This window comes from Ralstonia chuxiongensis (genome assembly GCF_024158925.1).
Taxonomy (GTDB): domain Bacteria; phylum Pseudomonadota; class Gammaproteobacteria; order Burkholderiales; family Burkholderiaceae; genus Ralstonia; species Ralstonia chuxiongensis.
In genome coordinates, this window is sequence record NZ_JAMYWC010000003.1 from 401,672 (window position 1) to 423,725 (window position 22,054).

Annotated in this window: 21 protein-coding genes; 14 read left to right on the plus strand and 7 right to left on the minus strand. The window is 63.2% G+C overall.

Going from position 1 to position 22,054, the window contains the following annotated elements; translation table 11 throughout:
* The first annotated feature begins 77 nt into the window (after positions 1 to 77).
* The 4 genes from NKG59_RS11060 to NKG59_RS11075 all read left to right on the plus strand — a co-directional run bounded on the left by NKG59_RS11060 (position 78) and on the right by NKG59_RS11075 (position 4,854).
* Complete coding sequence (locus NKG59_RS11060) at positions 78 to 797, plus strand: LutC/YkgG family protein (protein WP_253536730.1); 720 nt, start codon at positions 78 to 80, stop codon at positions 795 to 797.
* Between the two features lie 141 nt (positions 798 to 938).
* Positions 939 to 2,348: a sodium:proton antiporter gene (locus tag NKG59_RS11065; RefSeq protein WP_253536731.1), complete on the plus strand. Its 1,410-nt coding sequence runs from the start codon at positions 939 to 941 to the stop codon at positions 2,346 to 2,348.
* Positions 2,349 to 2,367: 19 nt separating this feature from the next.
* Positions 2,368 to 3,369 (plus strand): 2-hydroxyacid dehydrogenase, encoded by a 1,002-nt coding sequence (locus tag NKG59_RS11070; protein ID WP_253536732.1) that lies wholly within the window; start codon positions 2,368 to 2,370, stop codon positions 3,367 to 3,369.
* Between the two features lie 12 nt (positions 3,370 to 3,381).
* A complete protein-coding gene (locus tag NKG59_RS11075) occupies positions 3,382 to 4,854 on the plus strand; it encodes a DNA recombination protein RmuC (RefSeq protein ID WP_045204409.1) in 1,473 nt (490 codons plus the stop codon).
* An 84-nt stretch (positions 4,855 to 4,938) separates the two neighbouring features.
* Here NKG59_RS11075 and NKG59_RS11080 read toward each other — a convergent pair whose 3' ends face one another.
* The 5 genes from NKG59_RS11080 to NKG59_RS11100 all read right to left on the minus strand — a co-directional run bounded on the left by NKG59_RS11080 (position 4,939) and on the right by NKG59_RS11100 (position 11,631).
* Positions 4,939 to 5,217 carry a hypothetical protein gene (locus tag NKG59_RS11080; protein WP_004635681.1) on the minus strand — a complete coding sequence of 93 codons (279 nt, stop codon included), beginning with the start codon at positions 5,215 to 5,217 and terminating at the stop codon, positions 4,939 to 4,941.
* 151 nt (positions 5,218 to 5,368) lie between these two features.
* Complete coding sequence (gene moeA / locus NKG59_RS11085) at positions 5,369 to 6,649, minus strand: molybdopterin molybdotransferase MoeA (protein ID WP_253536733.1); 1,281 nt, start codon at positions 6,647 to 6,649, stop codon at positions 5,369 to 5,371.
* 33 nt (positions 6,650 to 6,682) lie between these two features.
* On the minus strand, positions 6,683 to 7,297 hold the full coding sequence (mobA, locus tag NKG59_RS11090) for a molybdenum cofactor guanylyltransferase MobA (protein ID WP_253536734.1): 615 nt from the start codon (positions 7,295 to 7,297) through the stop codon (positions 6,683 to 6,685).
* A gap of 20 nt (positions 7,298 to 7,317) precedes the next feature.
* On the minus strand, positions 7,318 to 8,439 hold the full coding sequence (gene moaA / locus NKG59_RS11095; protein ID WP_253536735.1) for a GTP 3',8-cyclase MoaA: 1,122 nt from the start codon (positions 8,437 to 8,439) through the stop codon (positions 7,318 to 7,320).
* 183 nt (positions 8,440 to 8,622) lie between these two features.
* The gene (locus NKG59_RS11100; protein ID WP_253536736.1) at positions 8,623 to 11,631 is read right to left on the minus strand and encodes an Rne/Rng family ribonuclease; all 3,009 of its coding nucleotides are present in this window, start codon (positions 11,629 to 11,631) and stop codon (positions 8,623 to 8,625) included.
* Between the two features lie 724 nt (positions 11,632 to 12,355).
* Between NKG59_RS11100 and NKG59_RS11105 the strand changes: the two genes are divergently transcribed.
* From NKG59_RS11105 to NKG59_RS11120, 4 genes are read left to right on the plus strand one after another with little or no spacing between them, the layout of a single operon-like run.
* Positions 12,356 to 13,390, plus strand: a complete 1,035-nt coding sequence (locus tag NKG59_RS11105; RefSeq protein ID WP_253536737.1) for an RluA family pseudouridine synthase — start codon at positions 12,356 to 12,358, stop codon at positions 13,388 to 13,390.
* The gene (locus NKG59_RS11110; protein ID WP_045204403.1) at positions 13,371 to 14,030 is read left to right on the plus strand and encodes an HAD-IA family hydrolase; all 660 of its coding nucleotides are present in this window, start codon (positions 13,371 to 13,373) and stop codon (positions 14,028 to 14,030) included. Before NKG59_RS11105 ends, NKG59_RS11110 begins: the two co-directional genes overlap by 20 nt.
* Positions 14,023 to 14,424, plus strand: a complete 402-nt coding sequence (locus NKG59_RS11115) for a Rieske (2Fe-2S) protein (protein WP_045204402.1) — start codon at positions 14,023 to 14,025, stop codon at positions 14,422 to 14,424. Before NKG59_RS11110 ends, NKG59_RS11115 begins: the two co-directional genes overlap by 8 nt.
* 39 nt (positions 14,425 to 14,463) lie before the next feature.
* The gene (locus tag NKG59_RS11120) at positions 14,464 to 15,576 is read left to right on the plus strand and encodes a S49 family peptidase (RefSeq protein WP_253536738.1); all 1,113 of its coding nucleotides are present in this window, start codon (positions 14,464 to 14,466) and stop codon (positions 15,574 to 15,576) included.
* Positions 15,577 to 15,593: 17 nt separating this feature from the next.
* On the opposite strand, the gene NKG59_RS11125 is transcribed toward NKG59_RS11120, so the two are convergent.
* Together NKG59_RS11125 and NKG59_RS11130 are read right to left on the minus strand one after the other, a co-directional pair.
* Complete coding sequence (locus NKG59_RS11125; RefSeq protein WP_253536739.1) at positions 15,594 to 16,325, minus strand: SAM-dependent methyltransferase; 732 nt, start codon at positions 16,323 to 16,325, stop codon at positions 15,594 to 15,596.
* A gap of 3 nt (positions 16,326 to 16,328) precedes the next feature.
* Entirely contained in the window at positions 16,329 to 16,925 is a 597-nt protein-coding gene (locus tag NKG59_RS11130) for a Maf-like protein (RefSeq protein ID WP_253536740.1), read from the minus strand.
* 192 nt (positions 16,926 to 17,117) lie between these two features.
* Here NKG59_RS11130 and NKG59_RS11135 point away from each other — a divergent pair, with 192 nt between their 5' ends.
* From NKG59_RS11135 to fabG, 6 genes are all read left to right on the plus strand, one after another.
* The gene (locus NKG59_RS11135) at positions 17,118 to 17,654 is read left to right on the plus strand and encodes a YceD family protein (RefSeq protein ID WP_253536742.1); all 537 of its coding nucleotides are present in this window, start codon (positions 17,118 to 17,120) and stop codon (positions 17,652 to 17,654) included.
* Positions 17,655 to 17,770: 116 nt separating this feature from the next.
* The gene (rpmF, locus tag NKG59_RS11140) at positions 17,771 to 17,950 is read left to right on the plus strand and encodes a 50S ribosomal protein L32 (protein ID WP_024976110.1); all 180 of its coding nucleotides are present in this window, start codon (positions 17,771 to 17,773) and stop codon (positions 17,948 to 17,950) included.
* Between the two features lie 190 nt (positions 17,951 to 18,140).
* On the plus strand, positions 18,141 to 19,202 hold the full coding sequence (gene plsX, locus NKG59_RS11145) for a phosphate acyltransferase PlsX (protein WP_045204397.1): 1,062 nt from the start codon (positions 18,141 to 18,143) through the stop codon (positions 19,200 to 19,202).
* Positions 19,203 to 19,239: 37 nt separating this feature from the next.
* On the plus strand, positions 19,240 to 20,220 hold the full coding sequence (locus NKG59_RS11150; protein ID WP_045204396.1) for a beta-ketoacyl-ACP synthase III: 981 nt from the start codon (positions 19,240 to 19,242) through the stop codon (positions 20,218 to 20,220).
* Between the two features lie 32 nt (positions 20,221 to 20,252).
* A complete protein-coding gene (gene fabD / locus NKG59_RS11155; RefSeq protein WP_253536744.1) occupies positions 20,253 to 21,182 on the plus strand; it encodes an ACP S-malonyltransferase in 930 nt (309 codons plus the stop codon).
* A 14-nt stretch (positions 21,183 to 21,196) separates the two neighbouring features.
* Positions 21,197 to 21,946, plus strand: coding sequence for a 3-oxoacyl-ACP reductase FabG (gene fabG, locus NKG59_RS11160; protein ID WP_253536746.1), 750 nt, complete (start codon positions 21,197 to 21,199; stop codon positions 21,944 to 21,946).
* Positions 21,947 to 22,054: the final 108 nt, after the last annotated feature.

The following is a 22,054-nucleotide window of genomic DNA, read 5'->3' on the forward strand; positions in this document are numbered from 1 at the left end:
CGCCGAATAAGTTTCAACGGCCTGGGCGGATCGTGCTGAAAGTGGCTCGTATAATCGATCGATCTTTCGGAGCCGCCATGGAATCACAACCGGACACCCCCGTCGACCCGCTCGACACCAGCCGTGCACGCGATGCCATCTTTGCGCGCATCCGCAACGCGCAGCATCGTCCCGCGACACCAACACAGGGTGAGCGCGACGCCGTGGCGGATTACCTCGCGCGCCATCCCGCCGGCCCACGCCCGCCAGTGCCCGAGAACCTCGCCGTGCATTTCGCCGAGCAAGCACTGAAGATGGCCTCCACGCTGGATACGGTGGACGCGCTATCCGACGTGCCGGGCGCTGTGGCTCGCTATCTGTCCGGCCTTAGCCTCAAGCCGCAGGCGGTGGCCTGGACCGCCTTGCAATCGCTGGACTGGGCGGCCGCCGGCATCGACATCGAATTCCGTCCGCCCGTGCGTGAGGCGCAAGCCGATCAGGAACACGGCGATCTCGTTGGCATTACGGGTTGCTTCTGCGCGATTGCCGAGACGGGCTCGCTGATGCTGCTGTCGGCGCCGGAGAATGTCGCCTCCACGGCGCTGCTGCCCGAAACGCATATCGCCGTGGTGCCGCAGTCGCGCATCGTCGCCAATCTGGAAGACGCCTATACGCTGATGCGTGCGGAGCGGGGCGAGCTGCCGCGAGCCACCAACGTCATCAGCGGGCCTTCGCGCACGGGCGATATCGAGCAGACGATCGTGCTCGGTGCACATGGGCCGTATCGCGTACACGTGATCGTGGTGACGGCTGCCTGAGGCAACGTTCGGGGGCGCCTTGCCCCATCAAACCTCTGTGGATGTTTAGGGTCGATAGACCTCGGGCGTTTACACTGGCGTCTTTGTTTGTGTGGCGCGGCCGCGTTTGCGGTGTGCGCCCGCGATTAGGAGAACGCCTACGTGAAACGCCTCTGGCCCCTTGTCTTCCTGTGTGTCTGTGGCCTGGCGCGCGCCGCTGATGTGAGCGGCGTTGAGTTGCACCTGTTATGGGGTGTGCCGTTTGCGGGCATCCTGCTTTCGATTGCCATTGCGCCGCTCGTCGTGCCCAAACTATGGCACGAGCATTACGGCAAGATCGCGGCGGCGTGGGCGTTGGCGCTTCTGGTGCCGTTCGGGATCGTGTTCGGTTCTGACGCGGCCATCGCTTCCGTCAATCATGCCGCCCTGGCTGAATACATTCCCTTCATCGCGCTGATCGCCGCTTTGTACGTTGTTGCAGGCGGTATCTGCATTCGCGGCAATCTGCATGGCACGCCAAAGCTCAATACAGGCTTGATCGCACTCGGCACGGCCCTGGCCAGCATCATGGGGACGACCGGCGCAGCCATGCTGCTGATCCGGCCATTGCTGCGCGCCAACGAAGCGCGCCGGCATCGAGCGCAAGTCGTCGTGTTCTTCATCTTTCTGGTGGCCAATGCCGGCGGGGCGCTTACGCCGCTGGGCGATCCACCGCTATTCCTCGGCTTCCTGCAGGGCGTTGATTTCTTCTGGACCACGCAACATCTGTGGCGGCAGACGCTCACGATGTGGGTGCTGCTGCTGGCGATCTTCTTCGTCATTGATAGCTATCTCTATCACACGGGCAAGGAGGAGCTACCCAACATCACCGACGCCACGCCGGACGACGCGGGCCCGCTGCGCTTCGAGGGCAACGTCAACTTTGTACTGCTGGCAGGCATTCTCGGCCTCGTGCTGATGAGTGGGCTGTGGAAGCCCGGCATCGTCTTCTACGTGATGGGCACGGAGGTACTGTTGCAGAACGTCGTGCGCGACATCGGGCTTGTCGTCATCGCGCTGCTGTCGCTGTGGCTCACGCCCCGTAGCGCGCGCGCCGGCAACGAGTTCAACTGGGAGCCCATTCTGGAAGTCGCCAAGCTGTTTGCCGGCATCTTCATCACGATCGGGCCGGTGATCGCCATGCTCAAGGCCGGCGTGGATGGCCCGTTCGCGGGCATCGTCCATCTCGTCAACGACAGCGCGGGCCAGCCGAACAACGCGATGTACTTCTGGGCGACGGGGTTGCTGTCGTCGTTCCTCGACAATGCGCCGACGTATCTCGTGTTCTTCAACACCGCCGGCGGCGACGCGCGCATGCTGATGAGCGAGGGCGCCTCCACGCTGGCCGCCATTTCCGCCGCTGCCGTGTTCATGGGCGCAAACACTTACATTGGCAACGCGCCCAACCTGATGGTCAAGGCCATCGCCGAAAGCCGTGGCCTGCAGATGCCGAGCTTCTTTGGCTACATGCTGTGGTCCGTTTGCATTCTCGTGCCGATTTTCGTTCTGATGACCTTCGTCTTCTTCCGCTAACCGAACGTGTGCTGAACGTATGAAACCCGGAATCCTTGTCACCCGCGCGATGTTTCCCGAAGTGCTTGAGCGCTTGCGCGAGACCTTCGACGTGATCGACAACCAAGCGGACGTCGTTTATCCGCCCGAAGCGCTGGCGGAGCGTCTGCAAGGTCGCGTTGGCCTGCTGTCCAACGCCGCCGACACCATCAACGCCGATCTGATCCGCCGCGTGCCGACGCTGCGTGCGGTGTGCAACATGGCCGTCGGTTACAACAACTTTGACCTCGCGGCGATGACGCGCGCGGGCATCCTGGCCACCAACACGCCCGACATCCTGACCGAGACCACCGCCGACTTCGGCTGGGCCTTGCTGATGGCCGCCGCACGCCGTGTGTCCGAATCCGAACGCTGGCTACGTGAGGGGCATTGGAAGCGCTGGACTTACGACGCCTTCCTCGGGGCCGAGGTATATGGCAGCACGCTGGGCATTCTTGGCATGGGCCGCATCGGCCAGGCGCTGGCGCGGCGTGCAAGCGGCTTCTCGATGCGCGTGATCTATCACAACCGCAGCCGGCTTTCGCCGGAAGTCGAACAGGAGACGCGGGCCACGTACGTCAGCAAGGACGCGCTGCTGAAACAGGCGGATCATCTCGTGCTGGTGCTGCCGTATTCCAAGGAAAGCCACCACGCCATCGGCGCCGCAGAGCTGGCACAGATGAAGCCGACGGCTACGCTGGTCAACCTCGCGCGCGGCGGCATCGTGGATGACGCAGCGTTGGCGCAGGCGCTGGCGGAAAAACGCATCTTCGCGGCCGGCCTGGATGTGTACGAGGGCGAGCCGAAGGTGCATCCGGCGTTGCTGGAGGCCGAGCACGTTGCGCTCACGCCGCACATTGCCAGTGCCACCTTGGGCACGCGCCTGGGCATGGCCAACCTGGCGGCCGATAACCTGATCGCTGCGCTGGGCTTCGGCCCGCACGCGGGGCAGCCGCCCAACTTGTTGAACCCGGATGCGCTCGCGCAGCGCGCGTCCTCCTGATCGAAAACTGATATGGATTGGTTGGCTTTACTGACGTTGCTGGGCGTAGCCGTGGTGGCTGTGCTGTGCGTGTTGATCTGGCGCGGCGTGTCTCGACCGGCAGAGAACGATATGTCGCCGATGCTCGCGGCACTGCGCGATGAGCTCATGCGTGGCAACGAACGCATCGAGCGAGAACTGCGCGGTGAAATTGCTGAGACGGCCCGCATCGGCCGCAGCGACGTCACACAGCAGCTGGGGCAGTTCCAGCAGGTGCTGGCCACACAGCTCACTAGCGTCGCCACGCTGCAGAACAACCAGATCGACACGTTTGCGCAGCAGCTCACCAAGCTGACCGAGACGAACACGCAGCAGCTCGAAGCCGTGCGCCAGAATCTGCAGCAGCAAGCCCAGCAGGCACGCGAGGAGCAGGGCAACGCGCTGCGCCGCTTTGGCGAGACGATGCAGCAGCAGCTCTCCCAATTGGGTGAGGGCAACGAGCGTCGCCTGGCCGAGGTGCGCGCCACGCTGGAACAGAAGCTCAAGGACATCGAGGCGAACAACGCGACCAAGCTCGACGAGATGCGCCGCACCGTCGATGAAAAGCTTCACGCCACGCTGGAGCAGCGGCTTGGCGAATCGTTCAAGCTGGTGTCGGATCGGCTGGAACAGGTACATCGCGGCCTGGGCGAAATGCAGGCGCTGGCCCAGGGCGTGGGCGACCTGAAGAAGGTGCTGACCAATGTGAAGACGCGTGGCACCTGGGGCGAAGTTCAGCTTGAGATGCTGCTGGAGCAGATGCTCACGCCCGAGCAGTACGACAAGAACGTCGAGACCGTGCACGGCACCGGCGCGCGCGTGGAATTCGCCATCCGCCTGCCTGGCAAGACCGATGCCGATCACGATGCAACTGTCTGGCTGCCGATCGACGCCAAGTTCCCGAAAGAGCAGTACGAACGCCTGCTCGACGCGCAGGAACGGGCCGACGCCGACGCCGCTGCCGTCGCCAGCCGCGAGCTGGAAGTCGCGGTGCGCAAAGAGGCGCAGACCATCCACGAGAAGTACATCGCGCCGCCCGCCACGACCGACTTCGCCATCCTTTTCCTGCCGACCGAAGGCCTCTATGCAGAAGTGCTGCGTCGCCCTGGCCTGACCGACGAGTTGCAGCGCAAGTTCCGCGTGACGGTGGCAGGCCCGACCACGCTTACGGCCATCCTCAACAGCCTGCAAATGGGCTTCCGAACGCTGGCGCTGGAAAAGCGCTCCAGCGAAGTCTGGCAAGTGCTCGGCGCGGTGAAGAGCGAGTTCGGAAAGTTTGGTGATGTGTTGGCCGCGACCAAGAAAACGCTGGAGCGGGCCGTCAGCAACATCGAGCAGGCCGAGGTGCGGACGCGCCAGATGAACCGCAAGCTCAAGGCGGTGGAGGCGCTGCCGAGCGATTCCGCGCAGAGCGTGTTGGGGCTGGAAACCACCGTGCCGCAGGACGACGAAACCGAGGCCGAATAAGGCAACGCCGAATAGAACGTCGGCATCAGCAAAAGAAAAGGGGCGGATATTTCCGCCCCTTCTTCTTGGACCGCGCAGAAGCGATCAGGCTTCTTCCGGCACGTCGCGCAGCAGGATCTCGATACCGCCAAAGCGCTCGGCGACCCAGTTGTAGGCATGGCAGGCCAGCCACAGCGCACCAAAACCAACCAGAGCATTGAGGATCAGGCCGCTGAGCACAACAATCGTCGGCAGTTCACCGTAGCGGACGAAGCCGACGAAGAAAAACAGCCCTACGACCGGCAGCGAGAAACAGAGATACACCAGCACCAGCGCGCGTGCGGTGTGGGCCGGGTGAAGATACGCAATCTCCTTGGTCATCATGGCAGTGCTCAAGCTCAAATCCGAAACAATCAAACTGGCGCAGAGTGTAGCGAATCGACCGATGCGCCGATACCCGCAGCCCGCAGGTGACGCAAAAAACCGACAGCATGCGGTGTTGCAGACGGCACAAGAGCCGCCGTCGCCACGCCGCTCAGACGAGACCGTCGAACAGCAGAACCTGCACGGCGTCGCCGGCGTAGACCTGGCCTTGTTCGTGGGCGAGCACGACGAAACAATTTGCTTCACTCATGGAACGCAGGACGCCCGAACCTTGCTGGCCGGTCAGGCGGACTTCAAGCTGGCCGCGATCATTCAGGGTAGCGATTGCGCGCTGGTATTCCGTGCGCCCCGGGCGCTTGCGGATCGGGGCGGCGCTCACGGCCGGCACCAACGGTGCGCCCGCATCGTTGGCGCCCATCATGCGCAGCAGCGCGCCGCGTACGAAGTGATAGAACGTCACCATCACTGCCACCGGGTTGCCCGGCAAGCCAAAAAGGAACGCGCTGCGGCCATTTGACGCGATGCGCCCGAACGCCATCGGCCGGCCCGGGCGCATGGCGATCTTCCAGAACGTCACGTCGCCAAGCTTTGCCATCATCTGTTTGGTGAAGTCTGCTTCGCCGACGGAGACACCGCCCGACGTGATGATCGCATCGGCATTTTCGGCGGCGGTGCGGAAGGCGGCTTCGAGCGCTGCCGGGTCATCGCGCACGACGCCCATGTCGAGCAGCTCCACGCCCAGGCGCGAGAGCATGCCGTGCAGCGTGTAGCGGTTGGAGTCGTACACGCAGCCGGCGTCGAGCGGTTCACCAATGGAGCGCAGCTCGTCGCCGGTGGAGAAGAACGCCACGCGCAGCTTGCGGCGCACAGACACTTCGGCGATGCCGAGTGAGGCGAGCAGGCCGATATCGGCGGGGCGCAGCGTACGGCCGGCGGACAGCGCGGCGCTGCCGCGCGCGAGGTCTTCACCACGCAGACGACGGTTGTCGCCGGCGCGTACGGCATCGCGGGCAAAGCGAACGGTGTCCGCATCGCCTTGCGTGAATTCCTGTGGGATGACCGTATCGCAGCCCGCCGGCATGACGGCACCGGTCATCACGCGCACGGCTTCGCCTGCGTTGGGCGCACCATCAAAGGCGACACCCGCGTACGCCGTACCGATCACGCGCAAGGAGACTTCGCCTGCATCACCTGCAAGTTCCGCGCTGGCAAAGGCAAAGCCGTCCATTGCCGAGTTGTCGTGCGAAGGCACATCGATGGACGACAGCACGTCTTCGGCCAGCACGCGATCAAGCGCGCTGCGGATGGGCACGCGGGCCACGCCGCTCACGGGCTGCACGAAGTCGCGCATGATGGCTTGCGCTTGCGCGACGGGCAGGGCGTTCGGATCGTAATCGGACAGGCACGAAACGACAGAGGCGAGGGTGGTCATGGCGTCGATGAGGGATCGGATGGCGTTGGCGCTCTAGCGGCGCTCGGCCAGATGGTGCAGCTCTTCCAGCGTGTTGATGTTGGCGAAGGCGGTGCCGTCGTCAAACAACACGTCCACCGTCGCGTGGCGCGCGGTCCAGGTTTCGATCTTGCGACCACCACCTTGTAGATAGGCGATCAGGTCGTCGGCCAGCAGCGCATCGATCAGACAGAGTACCGGCTGCACTTGCCGACGCAGTTGACCTTGCGCATCTGGCTCCATCGTCACCGGCATGGCGATGCGCGCGTTGGCCTCGTCCATTGCCTGCGAGAGCTTGGCCGCGAGGTCGGTCGGCACGAAGGGCGAATCGCAAGGCGCGGTCAGCAGGTAGCGCGTCTGGCATTGCTCGAGCCCGGCCAGGATGCCTGCCAAGGGGCCGGCAAAGTCTGGCACCGAATCCGCCACCACCGGCACGCCAAACGATTCGTACGCGGCGAGGTTGCGGTTGGCGTTGATCAGAATATGGCCGACCTGCGGCGACAGGCGCATCAGGGTGTGCATCGCCATCGGCGCGCCGCGAAACGGCTGCAGGCCCTTGTCAACGCCGCCCATGCGGCTGCCCCGGCCGCCGGCCAGGATCAGGCCGGTGATGTCGGATGTTGGAATCATGTCGTTGGATGCTGGCGGGTTCAGCCGCCGATGTAGGACATTTCGATGCGCCGGCCGGCCGGATGGGCCTCGCCGCTGGCACGCAATTCGGAGTAGTGGTCGGCGCGGCCTTGCCAGACCGTGCGGATCGCGTTGGAGAGTTCGAGATCGGTCGCGCCGCTGCGCAATAGCGCGCGCAGGTCGAAACCTTCTGTGGCGAACAGGCAGAGATATAGCTTGCCTTCGGTCGACAGCCGGGCGCGCGTGCACTCGTGGCAAAACGCCTGCGTCACGCTGGAAATCACGCCGATTTCGCCTGTGCCATCGACGTAGCGCCAGCGCTCGGCGGTCTCGCCGCTGTAGTTGGCCGACACGGGCTCAATCGCAAACTCCGCCGAGAGCCGCTTGACGACCTCCGCCGAGGGCACGACAGAGCGCATTTCCCAGTGGTTGGTCGTGCCCACGTCCATGTATTCGATAAAGCGGACGATGATGCCGCTGCCACGGAAGTGACGCGCCATCGGCACGATTTGGTCATCGTTGTCGCCTTTTTTAACGACCATGTTGACCTTGATTGGTGCCAGTCCGACCTTGTGCGCCACTTCAATGCCATGCAGCACTTCGCCCACCGCAAAGTCGACGTCGTTCATGCGGCGGAAAGTCGCATCGTCGATGCCGTCAAGGCTGACGGTCACGCGGCTGAGGCCCGCGTCCTTGAGCGACTGCGCCTTGCGTGCGAGCAGGGCGCCGTTTGTGGTGAGCGTCAGGTCCAGCGGCTTGCCTTCGGCTGTGGTCAGGCGCGCCAGCATTTCGACCAGGCGCTCGATGTCCTTGCGCAGCAGCGGCTCGCCGCCGGTCAGGCGGATCTTCTCGACGCCGTGCTCGATAAACAACCGCGCCATGCGTTCGATCTCTTCGAACGACAGCAACTCGGAATGCCGCAGGAAGCGGTAATCCTTGTCGAAGACGTCCTTCGGCATGCAGTAGACGCAGCGGAAGTTGCAGCGGTCCGTCACCGAGATGCGCAGATCGTGCAGCCGGCGGCCGCGCGTGTCCGTCAGCCTGCCCTCTGCTGGGACGAGCACATTGGGGACATTAGGCACCGTGGCGCGATGGTGCTGGCCATCACGCAGATCGTAGAGAGGGATGACGGTTTCGGTCATGGTGTGGTGCGGTGCGTCAATCCACGAAGCGGGACTGTTGCATCCGATACAACTTCGAGTGTAGCGCAGCCCCCGTTCCGCGCGGGCGGTGGGGTTTCATACTCGATATATCGCGCACAGGAAAAAGGGCGGCCGAAGCCGCCCTCAAGTGTTTGCCCCGGCGGTTACCCGCCGGTGTGCTGCTTACTGCTGGTCTGCACCACCCGCCGGGCGGTTGGTTTCGACCAAAACCATCGGGCCGTGCTGGACCGGCGGCAGCGGCTTGCGCTCGCGCGGCACACGCGGTGCCGTAACGGTGCGCGCAGCTTCTTCCTGCGAGGCACGCAGCTTCTGATCGTCAGTGTGGACCCATGTCATGCCAGCGTTGTCCAGCACGCTTTGCAGCGTCTCGATCGGCAACGGTGAAGCCTTGGCGATCGTGCTGACCGGAGCCGGGACTTCCGCAAAGGCCGTCACGATGGCCTCTTGAGGCGCTTGCACTTCCGCGGCGGGTGCTGCGGTAGCGGTTGCAAGGGCGGGTTCCGTGGGCTGCACTTGCGGCAGGGCCGACACAGGTGCGACGGCTTCCGGAGCATGCACCGGTTCGTGTACCACCGGAGCCGGGTTCTCAACAGGTGCGAACGACGTCGTTTGCACAGGCTCGGTCACGGTCGGGGGCAGCACCGGCTCGGCATGCATTTCGGCGACGGCTTCGTCCGCGTTCTCAGCGCCTTCGTTATCGCTTTCACCTTCCGCACGGACGCCTTCCGCGCCTTCGCGGTCACGGCGATAGCGGTTGCGGCCACGACGGCCACGGCGGCGGCGCTCTTCACCTTCACCGTTGCCTTCTGCGCCAGGCGTCACGCCTTCGTCCACGACGCCTTCTGCCGGAGCAGCGGCGTCGAACAGCGGTTGCGGCACTTGCGATGCGGCGGTCTGGTCGATCAGCGCTTCGGTGGCCACGGCTGCGGCTTCCTTGGCTTGTTGGTCGCGCTCGCTGCGGCTTTCGCGCGGCTCGCGGCTTTCACGCGGCTCGCGTGGTTCACGACCCTCGCGGGCTTCACGCGGCTGGCGTTCGCGGCGTTCTTGATTGCGCTCGCGGCGGCCTTGGCCCGGGTTCTGACCCTCGCCGCGCACTTCCTGGCCTTGCTGCGGCTGACGAGCTTCAGCCGTCTCGCGAACAGCGCCTTCGACCTGGGCCGGTTGGCGGTTGCGATCGCGGTTGCCGCGCTGACCGTCACGTTGACCTTCGCGCTGGCCTTGTTGCTGACCTTCGCGGACTTCGTTGCGCTCACGGCCCTGGCGGTTGCCATCACGGCCATTTTGGCCTTGACCTTGGCGCTCGCCACGTTCGCCGCGCTGGCTACGGCCACCGCGGTCCTGACGATTGCCACGGCCTTGGCGGTTGCCTTCTTCAGCACGTTGCTTCGGGGTTTCGAGGGGCGCAGCCACCACCGGCTCGGCCGGCTTGGCGCCGAACAGCGATTTCAGCCACGAAACGAAACCACCCTGGGCGGGCACCGGAGCCGGCGCCTGCGGTGCCGGAGCGGCTTCAGTACGAGCCGGACGCTCAGCGCGCGGGACCGACACGGGTGCCGGTTGGTCCGGCGTGATGCCCTTGACAGCAGCTTCCTGGCGCGGCTTGGCAGCTTCCTTGCGGGTGCTGTAGGCGGTGTCGGCTTCCAGTTCCTTGGCGGCCTCTTCGGCCATCTTGTAGCTGGCCTTGTCGTCGTCCAGGCGCGGATCGTCGTGGCGCAGACGTTCCAGCTTGTAGTGCGGCGTCTCCAGATGCTTGTTCGGGATCAGCAGCACGTTGACCTTGAAGCGCGTCTCGATCAGGTTGATATCCGGGCGCTTCTCGTTGAGCAGGAACGCAGCCACCTCCACCGGCACCTGACAGTGGATCGCGGCGGTGTTTTCCTTCATCGCCTCTTCCTGGATGATGCGCAGCACCTGCAGGGCAGAGGATTCGGTATCGCGAATGTGGCCCGTGCCGTTACAGCGCGGGCAAGTGACGTGCGAGCCTTCCGACAGCGACGGACGCAGGCGCTGACGCGACAGCTCCATCAGGCCGAAGCGGCTGATCTTGCCCATCTGCACGCGGGCGCGGTCGTGGCGCAGCGCGTCTTTCAGGCGGGTTTCGACGTCCTTCTGGGCCTTGCTCGACTCCATGTCGATGAAGTCGATCACGATCAGGCCACCGAGGTCGCGCAGGCGGAGCTGGCGAGCGATTTCGTCGGCAGCCTCAAGGTTGGTGCGCGCGGCGGTTTCTTCGATATCGGCGCCTTTGGTGGCGCGTGCCGAGTTCACGTCAATGGCGACCAGCGCCTCGGTGTGGTCGATCACGATGGCGCCGCCCGAGGGCAGCATGACCATGCGCGAGTACGCCGATTCAATCTGGTGTTCGATCTGGAAGCGCGAGAACAGGGGAACGTCGTCGCGGTACTTCTTCACCCGATTCATGTTGTCGGGCATCACCACGCTCATGAAAGCGCGGGCCTGATCGTAGATATCGTCCGTATCGATCAGGATTTCGCCAATATCCGGCTGGAAGTAATCGCGAATCGCGCGGATCACCAGGCTGGATTCGAGATAGATCAGCAGCGGGGCCTTGTTGTCGACGGCGGCACCATCAACGGCCTTCCACAGTTGCATCAGGTAGTTCAGGTCCCACTGCAGCTCTTCGGCCGATCGGCCGATGCCGGCGGTACGCGCGATGATGCTCATGCCGTCCGGCACTTCCAGCTGCGCCATCGTCTCGCGCAGTTCCTGGCGGTCTTCTCCCTCGATGCGGCGCGACACGCCACCGCCCCGCGGGTTGTTCGGCATCAGCACCAGATAGCGGCCGGCCAGCGAAATGAACGTGGTCAGGGCTGCCCCCTTGTTGCCGCGCTCTTCCTTTTCAACCTGGACGATCAGCTCCTGGCCTTCAGACAGGGCGTCCTGGATGCGCGCGCCGCGCACGTCCACACCGTCCTTGAAATAGGCGCGGGCGACTTCCTTGAAGGGGAGAAAACCGTGCCGCTCTTCGCCGTAGTTGACGAAGCACGCTTCCAGCGACGGTTCGATGCGGGTGATGACACCCTTGTAGATATTGCCTTTGCGCTGTTCGCGCCCGGCGGTTTCGATGTCGATGTCGATCAGTTTCTGACCATCGACAATGGCGACGCGCAATTCTTCTTGCTGCGTCGCATTGAACAACATGCGTTTCATTGCAACCTCACTCCAATGCCGTGCAAGCACGGCGCTTCATGGAGCACGCAAAGGCGGAGCGGGTGGTCAACGAATTGCCGAGGTGTCGGCCAACAAAAAAGGCGCGACGGGGCACGAGTGAAAGAAATGAGGGCGTCACGGATGGCAGGGCGGAGTCCGCGGACGCGGTTGGCGTCCAGTTGCGCGTCCTGTCACTCGTGCCACGGGTCCGATGCATTTGCAGGCGGGCCGGCGGCGGCGAGTCGCGTGAAGCGACCACAAAGAGCGAATTGACGGACGGCCTGTCCGGACGAAACCCGCGGCGGGGCAAATCGGGCGGCGTGCTGCTTTTTGGAGTTTTGCCGCCGGACCGCCATGGCAACGCGGTAACCGGATGTTCAGCCGGCCGGCACCAGTCTGGTGCGGCAAGGGCTTCTTTCACCAAGCGGGCGCCGTATGGATGACCATGTGGCGCCCGCCTTTGAATTCTGTTCTACCAGCTGCTCGTTCTACGCTGGCCGACCTTGCCGACGTGATCTTTGGTTCACGTCCTGCGCGATGGGACAGCGGTGCGTGCTGCTTTCGTGCCGATTAGTCGGCCACGTGATTAGCTTTGTAACACAAGTGGGCGAGAGATCGGCGCGTTCCGGATCGAAACGGTGGCTGTGTACAATACCTGTTGTTTCGTTCCGACCGGCTGTTGCTGGCGCCTTAACGACTGTCCAGCGAGAAAATTATATTGAAAATGAATGAGTTACGCCATCCATTTGATGGCCGCATTCAACAGGCCGGACGTGGCACACTCGGCGATGCACTCGACGGCAAGTCGGTCGCCTATGTTGAAATCGGCGAGGACGCCGAAGGGCAGCGCATCGACAATTTCTTGATGCGCGTGGCCAAGGGCGTGCCCAAGAGCCATATCTACCGCATCTTGCGATCCGGCGAGGTGCGCGTTAACAAGGGCCGTATTGACGCGGAATATCGCCTGAAACTCGGTGATCTGGTCCGTATCCCGCCCCTTCGTATCGCCCAGCAGGCAGAAGCGCCGCGCGCGGTTCCTGCGGCAGAATTCACGATCCTGCACGAAGACACGCACTTGTTGGTGATCGATAAGCCTGCCGGGGTGGCCGTTCACGGCGGCTCCGGGGTGGCGTTTGGGGTGATCGAGCAATTGCGCCAATCGCGCCCGGACGCGAAGTTTCTAGAGTTGGTGCACCGGCTCGACCGCGAAACGTCGGGTGTGCTGCTGCTCGCCAAAAAGCGCTCTGCGCTGGTAGCGCTGCATGAGCAGATCCGTGAAGGTCAGTTGGACAAGCGGTACTTTGCGGCTGTGAAGGGCGTCTGGCCACACAAGCGTCAACACATCAAGTCGCCGCTTCACAAGTACACCACGCCGGAAGGCGAGCGCCGCGTGCGCGTGCAGGCCGATGGTCAGGCGTCGCACACGATCTTCAACAAGGTGGGGGTGTTTGGCCCCTACACGTTGCTGGAGGCCGAGCTGAAGACCGGGCGTACGCACCAGATTCGTGTGCATCTTGCGCACGCCGGTTTTCCTATCCTGGGCGACGACAAGTATGGCGATTTTGCCCTGAACAAGGCGCTATCCCGTGCGAATGCTTCGCCGCGACTGGCACGGATGTTCTTGCATGCGCATCGCCTGCAGCTGACGCATCCGCAAAGCGGTGAAATCGTCACGTTCAATGCGCCGTTGCCCGCCGAGTGTGCCGATTTCCTCAACGCTTTCAAGGGCCCCGATTCCGATGCCGCAGCAGCGCTTTGATCTGATCGTCTTCGATTGGGATGGCACGTTGATGGATTCGACATCGGCTATCACCCGATCGATCCAGCTTGCATGCCGGGATCTTGACCTCCCGGTCCCGGACGATACACGGGCGAGCCATGTGATCGGCCTGGGCCTGCGGGATGCCCTTGAATATGCTGTCCCGACGCTCGATCCTGCCGATTACGGCAAGCTGGCTGATCGATATCGCTTCCATTACCTCAGCCGCGACGCGCACCTTGTGCTGTTTCCCGGCGTGCGAGAAATGCTGGAGGCTCTGCGCCGCGAGAACTATCTGCTGGCTGTGGCGACGGGCAAATCCCGCGTTGGTCTGCAACGTGCGATGGAAGCGACGAATCTGACGGGCGTGTTCGACAACACGCGGTGCGCCGATGAGACGTTCTCCAAGCCGCACCCCGCGATGCTGCTCGAATTGACGCGCGATCTCGGCATGGAGGTCGAGCGCACGGTGATGATTGGCGACACGACGCACGATCTGCAGATGGCGGCCAATGCGGGCGCCGCCGGCGTAGCCGTCACATACGGCGCGCATCCTGCCGATGTGCTGGATTCGCTTACTCCGCTGTATAGCGCCAAGTCGGTTCCCGATTTACACAATTGGCTGACGCAACATGCCTGAGATGGCTGAGCAGATTCGTGTGTGCGAGAGTTCTGCGCTGGAAGATGGCGGCCTGGGCGTCCGATTTCAGGTGGACGTGCGCGGGCGGCTCGTCAGCGCGTTTGTCGTCCGTTACGCGGGCGGCGTCCACGGTTATCTGAACCAATGCGCGCACGTTCCGATGGAAATGGACTGGCAGGAAGGCCAGTTTTTTGAAAGCTCGGGTCTGTATCTAATGTGCGCGACGCATGGCGCCATTTACGAGCCAGATACGGGCCGGTGCGTCGGCGGACCTTGCCGGGGCTCGCATTTGTCCAAGCTTGAGGTGGCTGAGCGCGACGGCGCAGTCTGGTGGCAGCCGGATGCGCTATTCCGGGCGCCCGTGTCCGCGCCGGAACCAACACCTGCTGCCTAGTAGCGCAGTTTTTCTTCCCGACCGTTTTCCTCCCTGTCTATGACCGACTCGATTCCGCCGAAAGGGCCCGACGACGCCCCCACCGAGGGTGCTAGCAAACCAGAAGCGCTGGAAGTCACGCAGCACGCTGATCATCCGCTTGAAGCGGAATTGCGGAACCCGGCTGCCGGTAAGCCCGCATCGGCATCAGCGTCAGCAGCATCTGCGCAGGCCGGCGGCTGGGAGCGAGAGGTGCTCGAAAAGGCATTGATGGCAACCGTGCGTGAACAGCGGGCCGCGCGCCGCTGGCGCATCTTTTTCCGCTTCGTGACGCTAGGTCTGATCGGGGTGCTTATTTACGCATTCGCCAGTCTGGAAGGCGAAACCGTCAGCACGGGCCGCCACACGGCAGTTGTCACGCTCGATGGCGAAATTGCAGCCAACACAAACGCCAGCGCCGAAAATATCAATGCATCGTTGCAGGCTGCGTTTGCAGACGACAACACCGTCGGTGTCATCCTGAAGATCAATTCGCCCGGGGGCTCGCCGGTGCAGGCGGGCATGATCAACGATGAAATCCGCCGTCTTCGCGCCAAGTACAAAAAGATTCCGCTGTACGTCGTGGTCGAAGAAATGTGCGCGTCAGGCGGTTATTACGTGGCAGCCGCTGCCGACAAAATCTACGTCGACAAGGCCAGCATTGTCGGCTCGATCGGCGTGCTGATGGACGGCTTCGGCTTTACTGGTCTGATGGACAAGGTGGGTGTGGAGCGCCGCCTGCTCACGGCCGGTTCGAACAAGGGGATGCTTGATCCGTTCTCGCCCGTGTCGCCCCAGCAGAAACAGTATGCGCAGGAGATGCTCGATCAGGTGCATCAGCAGTTCATCGATGTGGTGAAGCAGGGGCGCGGCAACCGTCTGAAGGACGATCCGACGCTGTTCACGGGCCTGTTTTGGACGGGCGCCAAGGCCGTGGATCTTGGTCTGGCCGACGCGATCGGCAGCTCGGATTTCGTCGCTCGCAGCGTCATCAAGGCTCCGGACGTGGTCGACTACACCGTCAAGGAAAACTTCGCCTCGCGCGTGGCACGCAAGCTCGGCACGGCGATGGGCGCGGGCGCTGTGAAGGCGCTGGCCGCTACGGGCCAGCTCAAGCTGCTGATGAAGGAGTAGGAGAGGGAAGAGGCGTGCTATCGCGCCAGCAGCGAGAAGATTGCCGGCCGCTTGTGCAGGTTCATGCGGTCGGCGCGCCAATCGCTCACCGGCAGTGTGACGACCTGCTCGTCCGGGAGCGTCAGGTCCACTGCAATCGAGAGCAGCGTACTTGGCGCGCAGCCAGCCTGAATGGCCTCAAGCAATGCGCCATTCCTGTACGGCGTTTCGATGAACACCTGCGTTTGGCCCGCTGAGCGTGAAAGCTGCTCCAGCGCGCGCAGCTTGGTCTTGCGCTCCGCGGCGTCGACGGGCAGATAGCCGTTGAACGCAAAGCTCTGGCCGTTCAAGCCAGACGCCATCACCGCCAGCAGAATCGAACTCGGCCCCACCAGTGGCTTTACGCGCACGCCGCGTCGGTGCGCGAGACGCACAAGATTCGCGCCGGGATCGGCCACCGCCGGCACCCCGGCTTCCGACATCAGCCCCGCGTCTTGGCCGGCAACCACCGGCGCCAGCAGTGCTTCCAGTTCCGATTCGGGCGTTTTGACGTTCAGTTCGCGGATTGTGATTTCCTGCAGTGGGCGCGCCAGCGGCGTGGTCTCCGCCAACTTCTTCAGCAGCGCGCGTGCGGTCTTGGCATGCTCGGCGACGAAATAATCGAGTCGCGCGGTGATCTGCTGCACGCCGGCCGGAATCACGTCAGGCAGCGGGTCAGCCGCATCGCGCGAGCCCAGCGTATTTGGAATGAGGTAAAGCGTACCGGCCATGGTTCAGGCGAAGAGTGGGTAGTGAACGTTGCGCAGCATGCTGGTCAGGGCGATCAGCGGCAGGCCAACCAGCGCGGTCGGGTCGGACGACTCCACGCGTTCAAGCAGGGCGATGCCCAGACCTTCGGATTTGGCGCTTCCCGCAACGTCGTACGGGTGTTCCAGATGCAAGTAGGCGTCCAATTCCTCGTCGGAAAGATCGCGGAAGGTCGCCAGCGTGCGAATGTCCTCGCTCTGGTGTTGCCCGGTCCGGCCGTCGTACAGGCACAACGCTGAATGGAATGTGACGGTGCGTCCACGCATCCAGTGCAGTTGCGCCAGTGCGCGGGCATGGTCGCCGGGTTTGCCGACCTGCTCGCCGTCTAGCGTGGCGACCTGATCGGAGCCGATGACCAGCGCGCCGGGATGGCCTGCTGCGACCTTCTCCGCCTTTTGCCGAGCCAGGCGCAGAGCGGTCTGGTCGGCCGACTCGTTCGGGGCGGGGGTCTCGTCAATGTTCGGGACCACGATCTCAAACGGCAGGCGCAAGCGTTCGAGCAATTCCCGCCGATATGGCGAGCTGGAGGCGAGAATTAGCGGCGGACGCGATGCAGAAGTCATAAGTGCTTGAAGATGCAGTGGATTTTGAGCAAAACCTTTTGACGTCAGAGGTTTCTGCCCGCTATAATCCCGCGTTTCGCGGTTTGGCCGCGCAGTGTCGCAAACCGGGCGCCCAGGCGCAAGGTGTTGCGCGCTGCAGGGCGGTCGATCCGGTTCGCGCACCAACAGCAACGCGTTTAGCAGGTTCGATTCGTGGATTTTCGTGCATTCGATCTTTTCGCGTTCATTCGCGCAGGCGAGCCGGCAAGTGGCGCGGTCCATCTGACCGATATGCCTCGCCTGCTTGCCGAGCAAGCCGCCGATGCCCCGGTTGACGCCAACACGCAGTTCCGTTGGCAGTTGCAAGGTCTGGTGCGCGAGGAGGCTGCCGCCGGCCAGTTGCCCCGCCAGCGTCTCTTCGTGGATCTGGAAGTGGATGGTGCGGTTTGGCTGCAATGCCAGCGCTGCCTCAAAGCGTACGAGCAACCTCTGCCGGTGCACACGCGCCTTGAAGTCATGCGCTCGGAAGCCGATGCCGATGCCGCTCCGCTGGATGACGATGAGGCCGATGTCATCGTCGGCTCGCGCAGCTTTGATCTGATCACGCAGATCGAAGATGAGTTGTTGCTGACATTGCCGGTATCGCCGCGTCATGCAGCTTGCCCGGATGAGGTGTTGCCGGAAGAGGCTGAAGCTGAAAAGAAGCCATCGCCGTTCGCGGTGCTGGCCAACCTGAAGACCAAACATTAGGCGTGCGCGAATATTTGCGCGCGCTGATGGCAGTACGTTTCACACGCCTACCGGAATGGCTACGCTCCGGCTCCGTGTGATGTGATAAAATTGATCAAATTGCTTAGGAGTCAGTCATGGCTGTTCAACAAAACAAGAAGTCGCCGTCCAAGCGCGGCATGCATCGTTCGCACGATTTCCTGACGGTGGCCCCGGTCGCTGTCGAGCCGACCACCGGCGAAGTGCACCTGCGTCACCACGTGAGCCCGAACGGCTACTATCGTGGCCGCAAGGTTGTGAAGACCAAGAACGACTGATGCGATTTGCCAGTTTTCTGGCAAGCGTGTTGGGCTGGTCTGAACGCACAGGTTCATGATGCAAGCAAAAAAGCGGCAAGCCAATTTGCCGCTTTTTTGTTGAGCGAAATTCGGCAATGCGTGTACGGGTTTGTGTACCATACGCGCGCCAACGGCCGGAGCCGCACGTGAAACCGCAACTCAGACTCGCATGACCATCAAGCTTGCCATCGACTGCATGGGTGGTGATCACGGCGTTGGCGTGACAATCCCTGCAGCGATTCATTTTCTCGCCGCGCACGAAGACGTCGAAATGCTGCTCGTCGGGCAGCCCGATGCCATCGCGGCGCAGCTCAAGCGACTCCACGCTACCGCGAACCCGCGCGTCCACATCGTTCCCGCCTCCGAGGTGGTGTCGATGGACGATCCGGTCGAGGTGGCGCTGCGCAAGAAGAAAGATTCTTCGATGCGCGTGGCCATCAACCAGCTTAAGGAAGGCGCCGCTCAGGCGTGCGTTTCCGCGGGCAATACCGGCGCGTTGATGGCTGTGTCGCGTTACGTTCTCAAGACGCTTGACGGCATTGATCGTCCGGCAATCGCTACCGCCATCCCGAACGAGAAAGGTGCTGGTACCACCGTGCTGGACCTTGGTGCCAACGCCGACTGCGAGCCCGAGCACCTGCTGCAGTTCGCGCAGATGGCCTCGGCGATGGTGTCGGTCGTTGAGCAGAAGCCTCGCCCGACGGTTGGCCTGCTGAACATTGGCGAAGAGGTCATCAAGGGCAACGAGGTCGTCAAGCAGGCGGGTGAGCTGCTGCGCGCCTCTGACCTGAACTTCTTCGGCAACGTTGAAGGCAACGACATCTTCAAGGGCACGACCGACATTGTTGTCTGCGATGGCTTTGTCGGAAACGTGGCGCTCAAGAGCACCGAAGGCCTGGCCAAAATGATCGGTGAGATGCTGCGCCAGGAGTTCAGCCGCTCGTGGTTCACGAAGCTGCTCGCCGTCGTGGCGCTGCCGGTATTGACGCGTTTCAAACGACGCGTGGATCATCGGCGCTACAATGGCGCCGCGCTGCTCGGTCTGCGTGGTCTGGTCATCAAGAGCCACGGCTCGGCCGATGCCTACGCGTTCGAGTGGGCCATCAAGCGTGCCTACGACGCTGCGGCTAACGGCGTGATCGCCCGCATTGCGCAGGCGTTCGAATCGCACCATGACGCAGCGGGCGCTGCGCCGGTCTCCACTTCCACTCCGGCTGCTGACGCTGCTTGAACGCGTCGCTCCCGAGTCAGATTTCACCCCACCGCACATGACACGTTTCGCAAGGATCATCGGTACGGGCAGCTACCTGCCGCCCAAGCGGGTCACCAATGACGAACTGGCAGCCCAATTGGCCGAGAAGGGTATTGAGACGAGCGACGAATGGATCGTCTCGCGCAGCGGCATCCGGGCGCGTCATTTCGCCGAGCCTGATGTCACGTGCAGCGACCTCGCAGTAAAGGCGGCTGAGCGCGCGATCGAAGCCGCCGGCATCGATCGTTCCGAACTCGACCTGATCCTGGTGGCGACGTCCACGCCGGATTTTGTGTTCCCGAGCACAGCTTGCCTGGTGCAGCAAAAGCTCGGCATCATCAACGGCTGCCCTGCGTTCGACGTGCAGGCCGTGTGTTCCGGTTTCGTCTACGCCCTGGCGATCGCCGACAAATTTATCCGCTCGGGTGCGTACCGCAACGTGCTCGTGATTGGCTCGGAAGTTTTCTCGCGCATCATCGATTTCAGCGATCGCACCACTTGCGTGCTGTTTGGCGATGGCGCTGGCGCCGTGGTGCTGCAGGCTTCCGATGAGCCGGGCATCCTGTCGACTGCGCTGCATGCTGACGGCAGCCACGCCAACATCCTGTGCGTGCCGGGCAACGTTGCCGCAGGTGCAATTCAGGGCAGCGCCTTCCTGTACATGGATGGCCAGGCTGTCTTCAAGCTGGCCGTCACGGTGCTCGACAAGGTTGCCCGTGAAGCACTGGCGGCAGCAGAGCTTGATGCCTCGCAAGTCGACTGGTTGATTCCGCACCAGGCGAACATCCGCATCATGCAGGGCACGACCAAGAAGCTGGGTCTCTCCAACGAGCGCCTGATCGTGACCGTCGACGAGCACGGCAACACGTCGGCTGCCTCGATTCCCCTGGCGCTCGACGTTGCTGTGCGCGATGGCCGTATCCAGCGTGGTCAGCACGTGATGCTCGAAGGCGTGGGTGGCGGCTTTACCTGGGGCGCCGCGCTGCTGCGCTTCTGATCGACGAATTTCCAGAACGAACAATACGAGCCATGACATTCGCTTTCGTCTTCCCCGGCCAGGGTTCGCAATCGGTCGGCATGCTCAATGCGTTTGCCGATCATCCGGCCGTGGCGGCCACGCTGGCCGAGGCGTCCGACGCGCTGGGCCAGGACATCGGCAAACTGATCGCCGAAGGCCCGGCAGAAGAGCTGAACCTGACGACCAACACGCAGCCTGTCATGCTGACAGCAGCTGTTGCTGTCTATCGCGCATGGCAGGCTGCCGGCGGCCCGACGCCGACCGTCGTGGCCGGCCATAGCCTCGGCGAGTATTCGGCGCTGGTCGCCGCGGGTGCCATCGCGTTCAAAGACGCTGTACCGCTGGTGCGTTTCCGCGCCAAGGCGATGCAGGAAGCCGTGCCGGTGGGCGAGGGCGGTATGGCTGCGATCCTCGGCCTGTCGGACGATGACGTGCGCGCAGCATGCGCCGAAGCTTCGGTCGCGGGTGTGGTCGAAGCCGTGAACTTCAACGCACCGGCCCAGGTGGTGATCGCCGGTGCCAAGGCGGCTGTCGAGAGGGCTTGTGAAATCGCCAAGGCCAAGGGTGCCAAGCGCGCGCTGCCGCTGCCGGTGTCGGCACCGTTCCACTCGTCGCTGCTCAAGCCGGCGTCGGATCGTCTGCGCGAGTATCTCGCCAGCGTGACGGTCAATGCCCCGGTGATTCCTGTCATCAATAACGTGGACGTGGCTGTGGTGAGCGACCCGGCTGCCATCAAGGATGCGCTGGTGCGCCAGGCAGCATCGCCGGTGCGCTGGGTTGAGACGGTCCAGAAGATGAAGGCCGACGGCGTTACCCGCGTGGTCGAGTGTGGGCCTGGCAAGGTGCTGGCCGGTCTGGTCAAGCGTATCGATGGCGAGATCGTCGGTGACGCGATCTTCGATCCGGCGTCGCTGGAAGCCGTGCTGGGCCAACTCAAATAATCAACGGGATTCGTATGACCCAAGCATTGAATAATCAGGTTGCTCTCGTTACCGGTGCTTCGCGCGGCATCGGCCGTGCCATTGCGCTGGAACTGGCGCGCCAAGGTGCGACGGTGGTCGGTACGGCCACGTCGGAAGCCGGCGCGCAAGCCATCACTGCGTACTTTGCCGAAGCCGGCGTGAAGGGTTCGGGTGTGGTGCTCAACGTGAATGACGCCGCGCGCTGCGAGGCGGTCATCGACGAAACCATCAAAACGCATGGTGGCCTGAACATCCTCGTCAACAATGCTGGTATCACGCAGGACAATCTTGCGATGCGTATGAAGGACGAAGAGTGGGTGTCGGTCATCGACACGAACCTCTCGGCCGTGTTCCGCCTGTCGCGCGCCGTGTTGCGCCCGATGATGAAGGCGCGCGGTGGCCGCATCATCAACATCACCTCGGTGGTGGGCTCCGCCGGCAACCCGGGGCAGGCGAACTACGCAGCGGCCAAGGCTGGCGTGGAAGGTATGGCTCGAGCGCTGGCGCGTGAGATCGGTAGCCGGAACATCACGGTCAACTGCATCGCTCCGGGCTTTATCGATACCGACATGACCAAGGTTCTGTCGGAAGAGCAACATGCCGCGCTGAAGGCGCAGATTCCGCTGGGCCGTCTCGGCGCGCCCGAGGACATCGCCAGCGCGGTTGCCTTTCTGGCGTCACCGGCGGCGGGCTACATTACGGGCTCGACGCTGCACGTCAATGGCGGCATGTACATGGGATAAGGAAGCCGTCCCGGCGGCGGGTGTGCGGGCTTTGCGCATGTGCAAAATCCTGTGTGATCGCCGATTTAACTGGCTTTTAGCATCATGTTGAGCGCATTTTTTGCATGG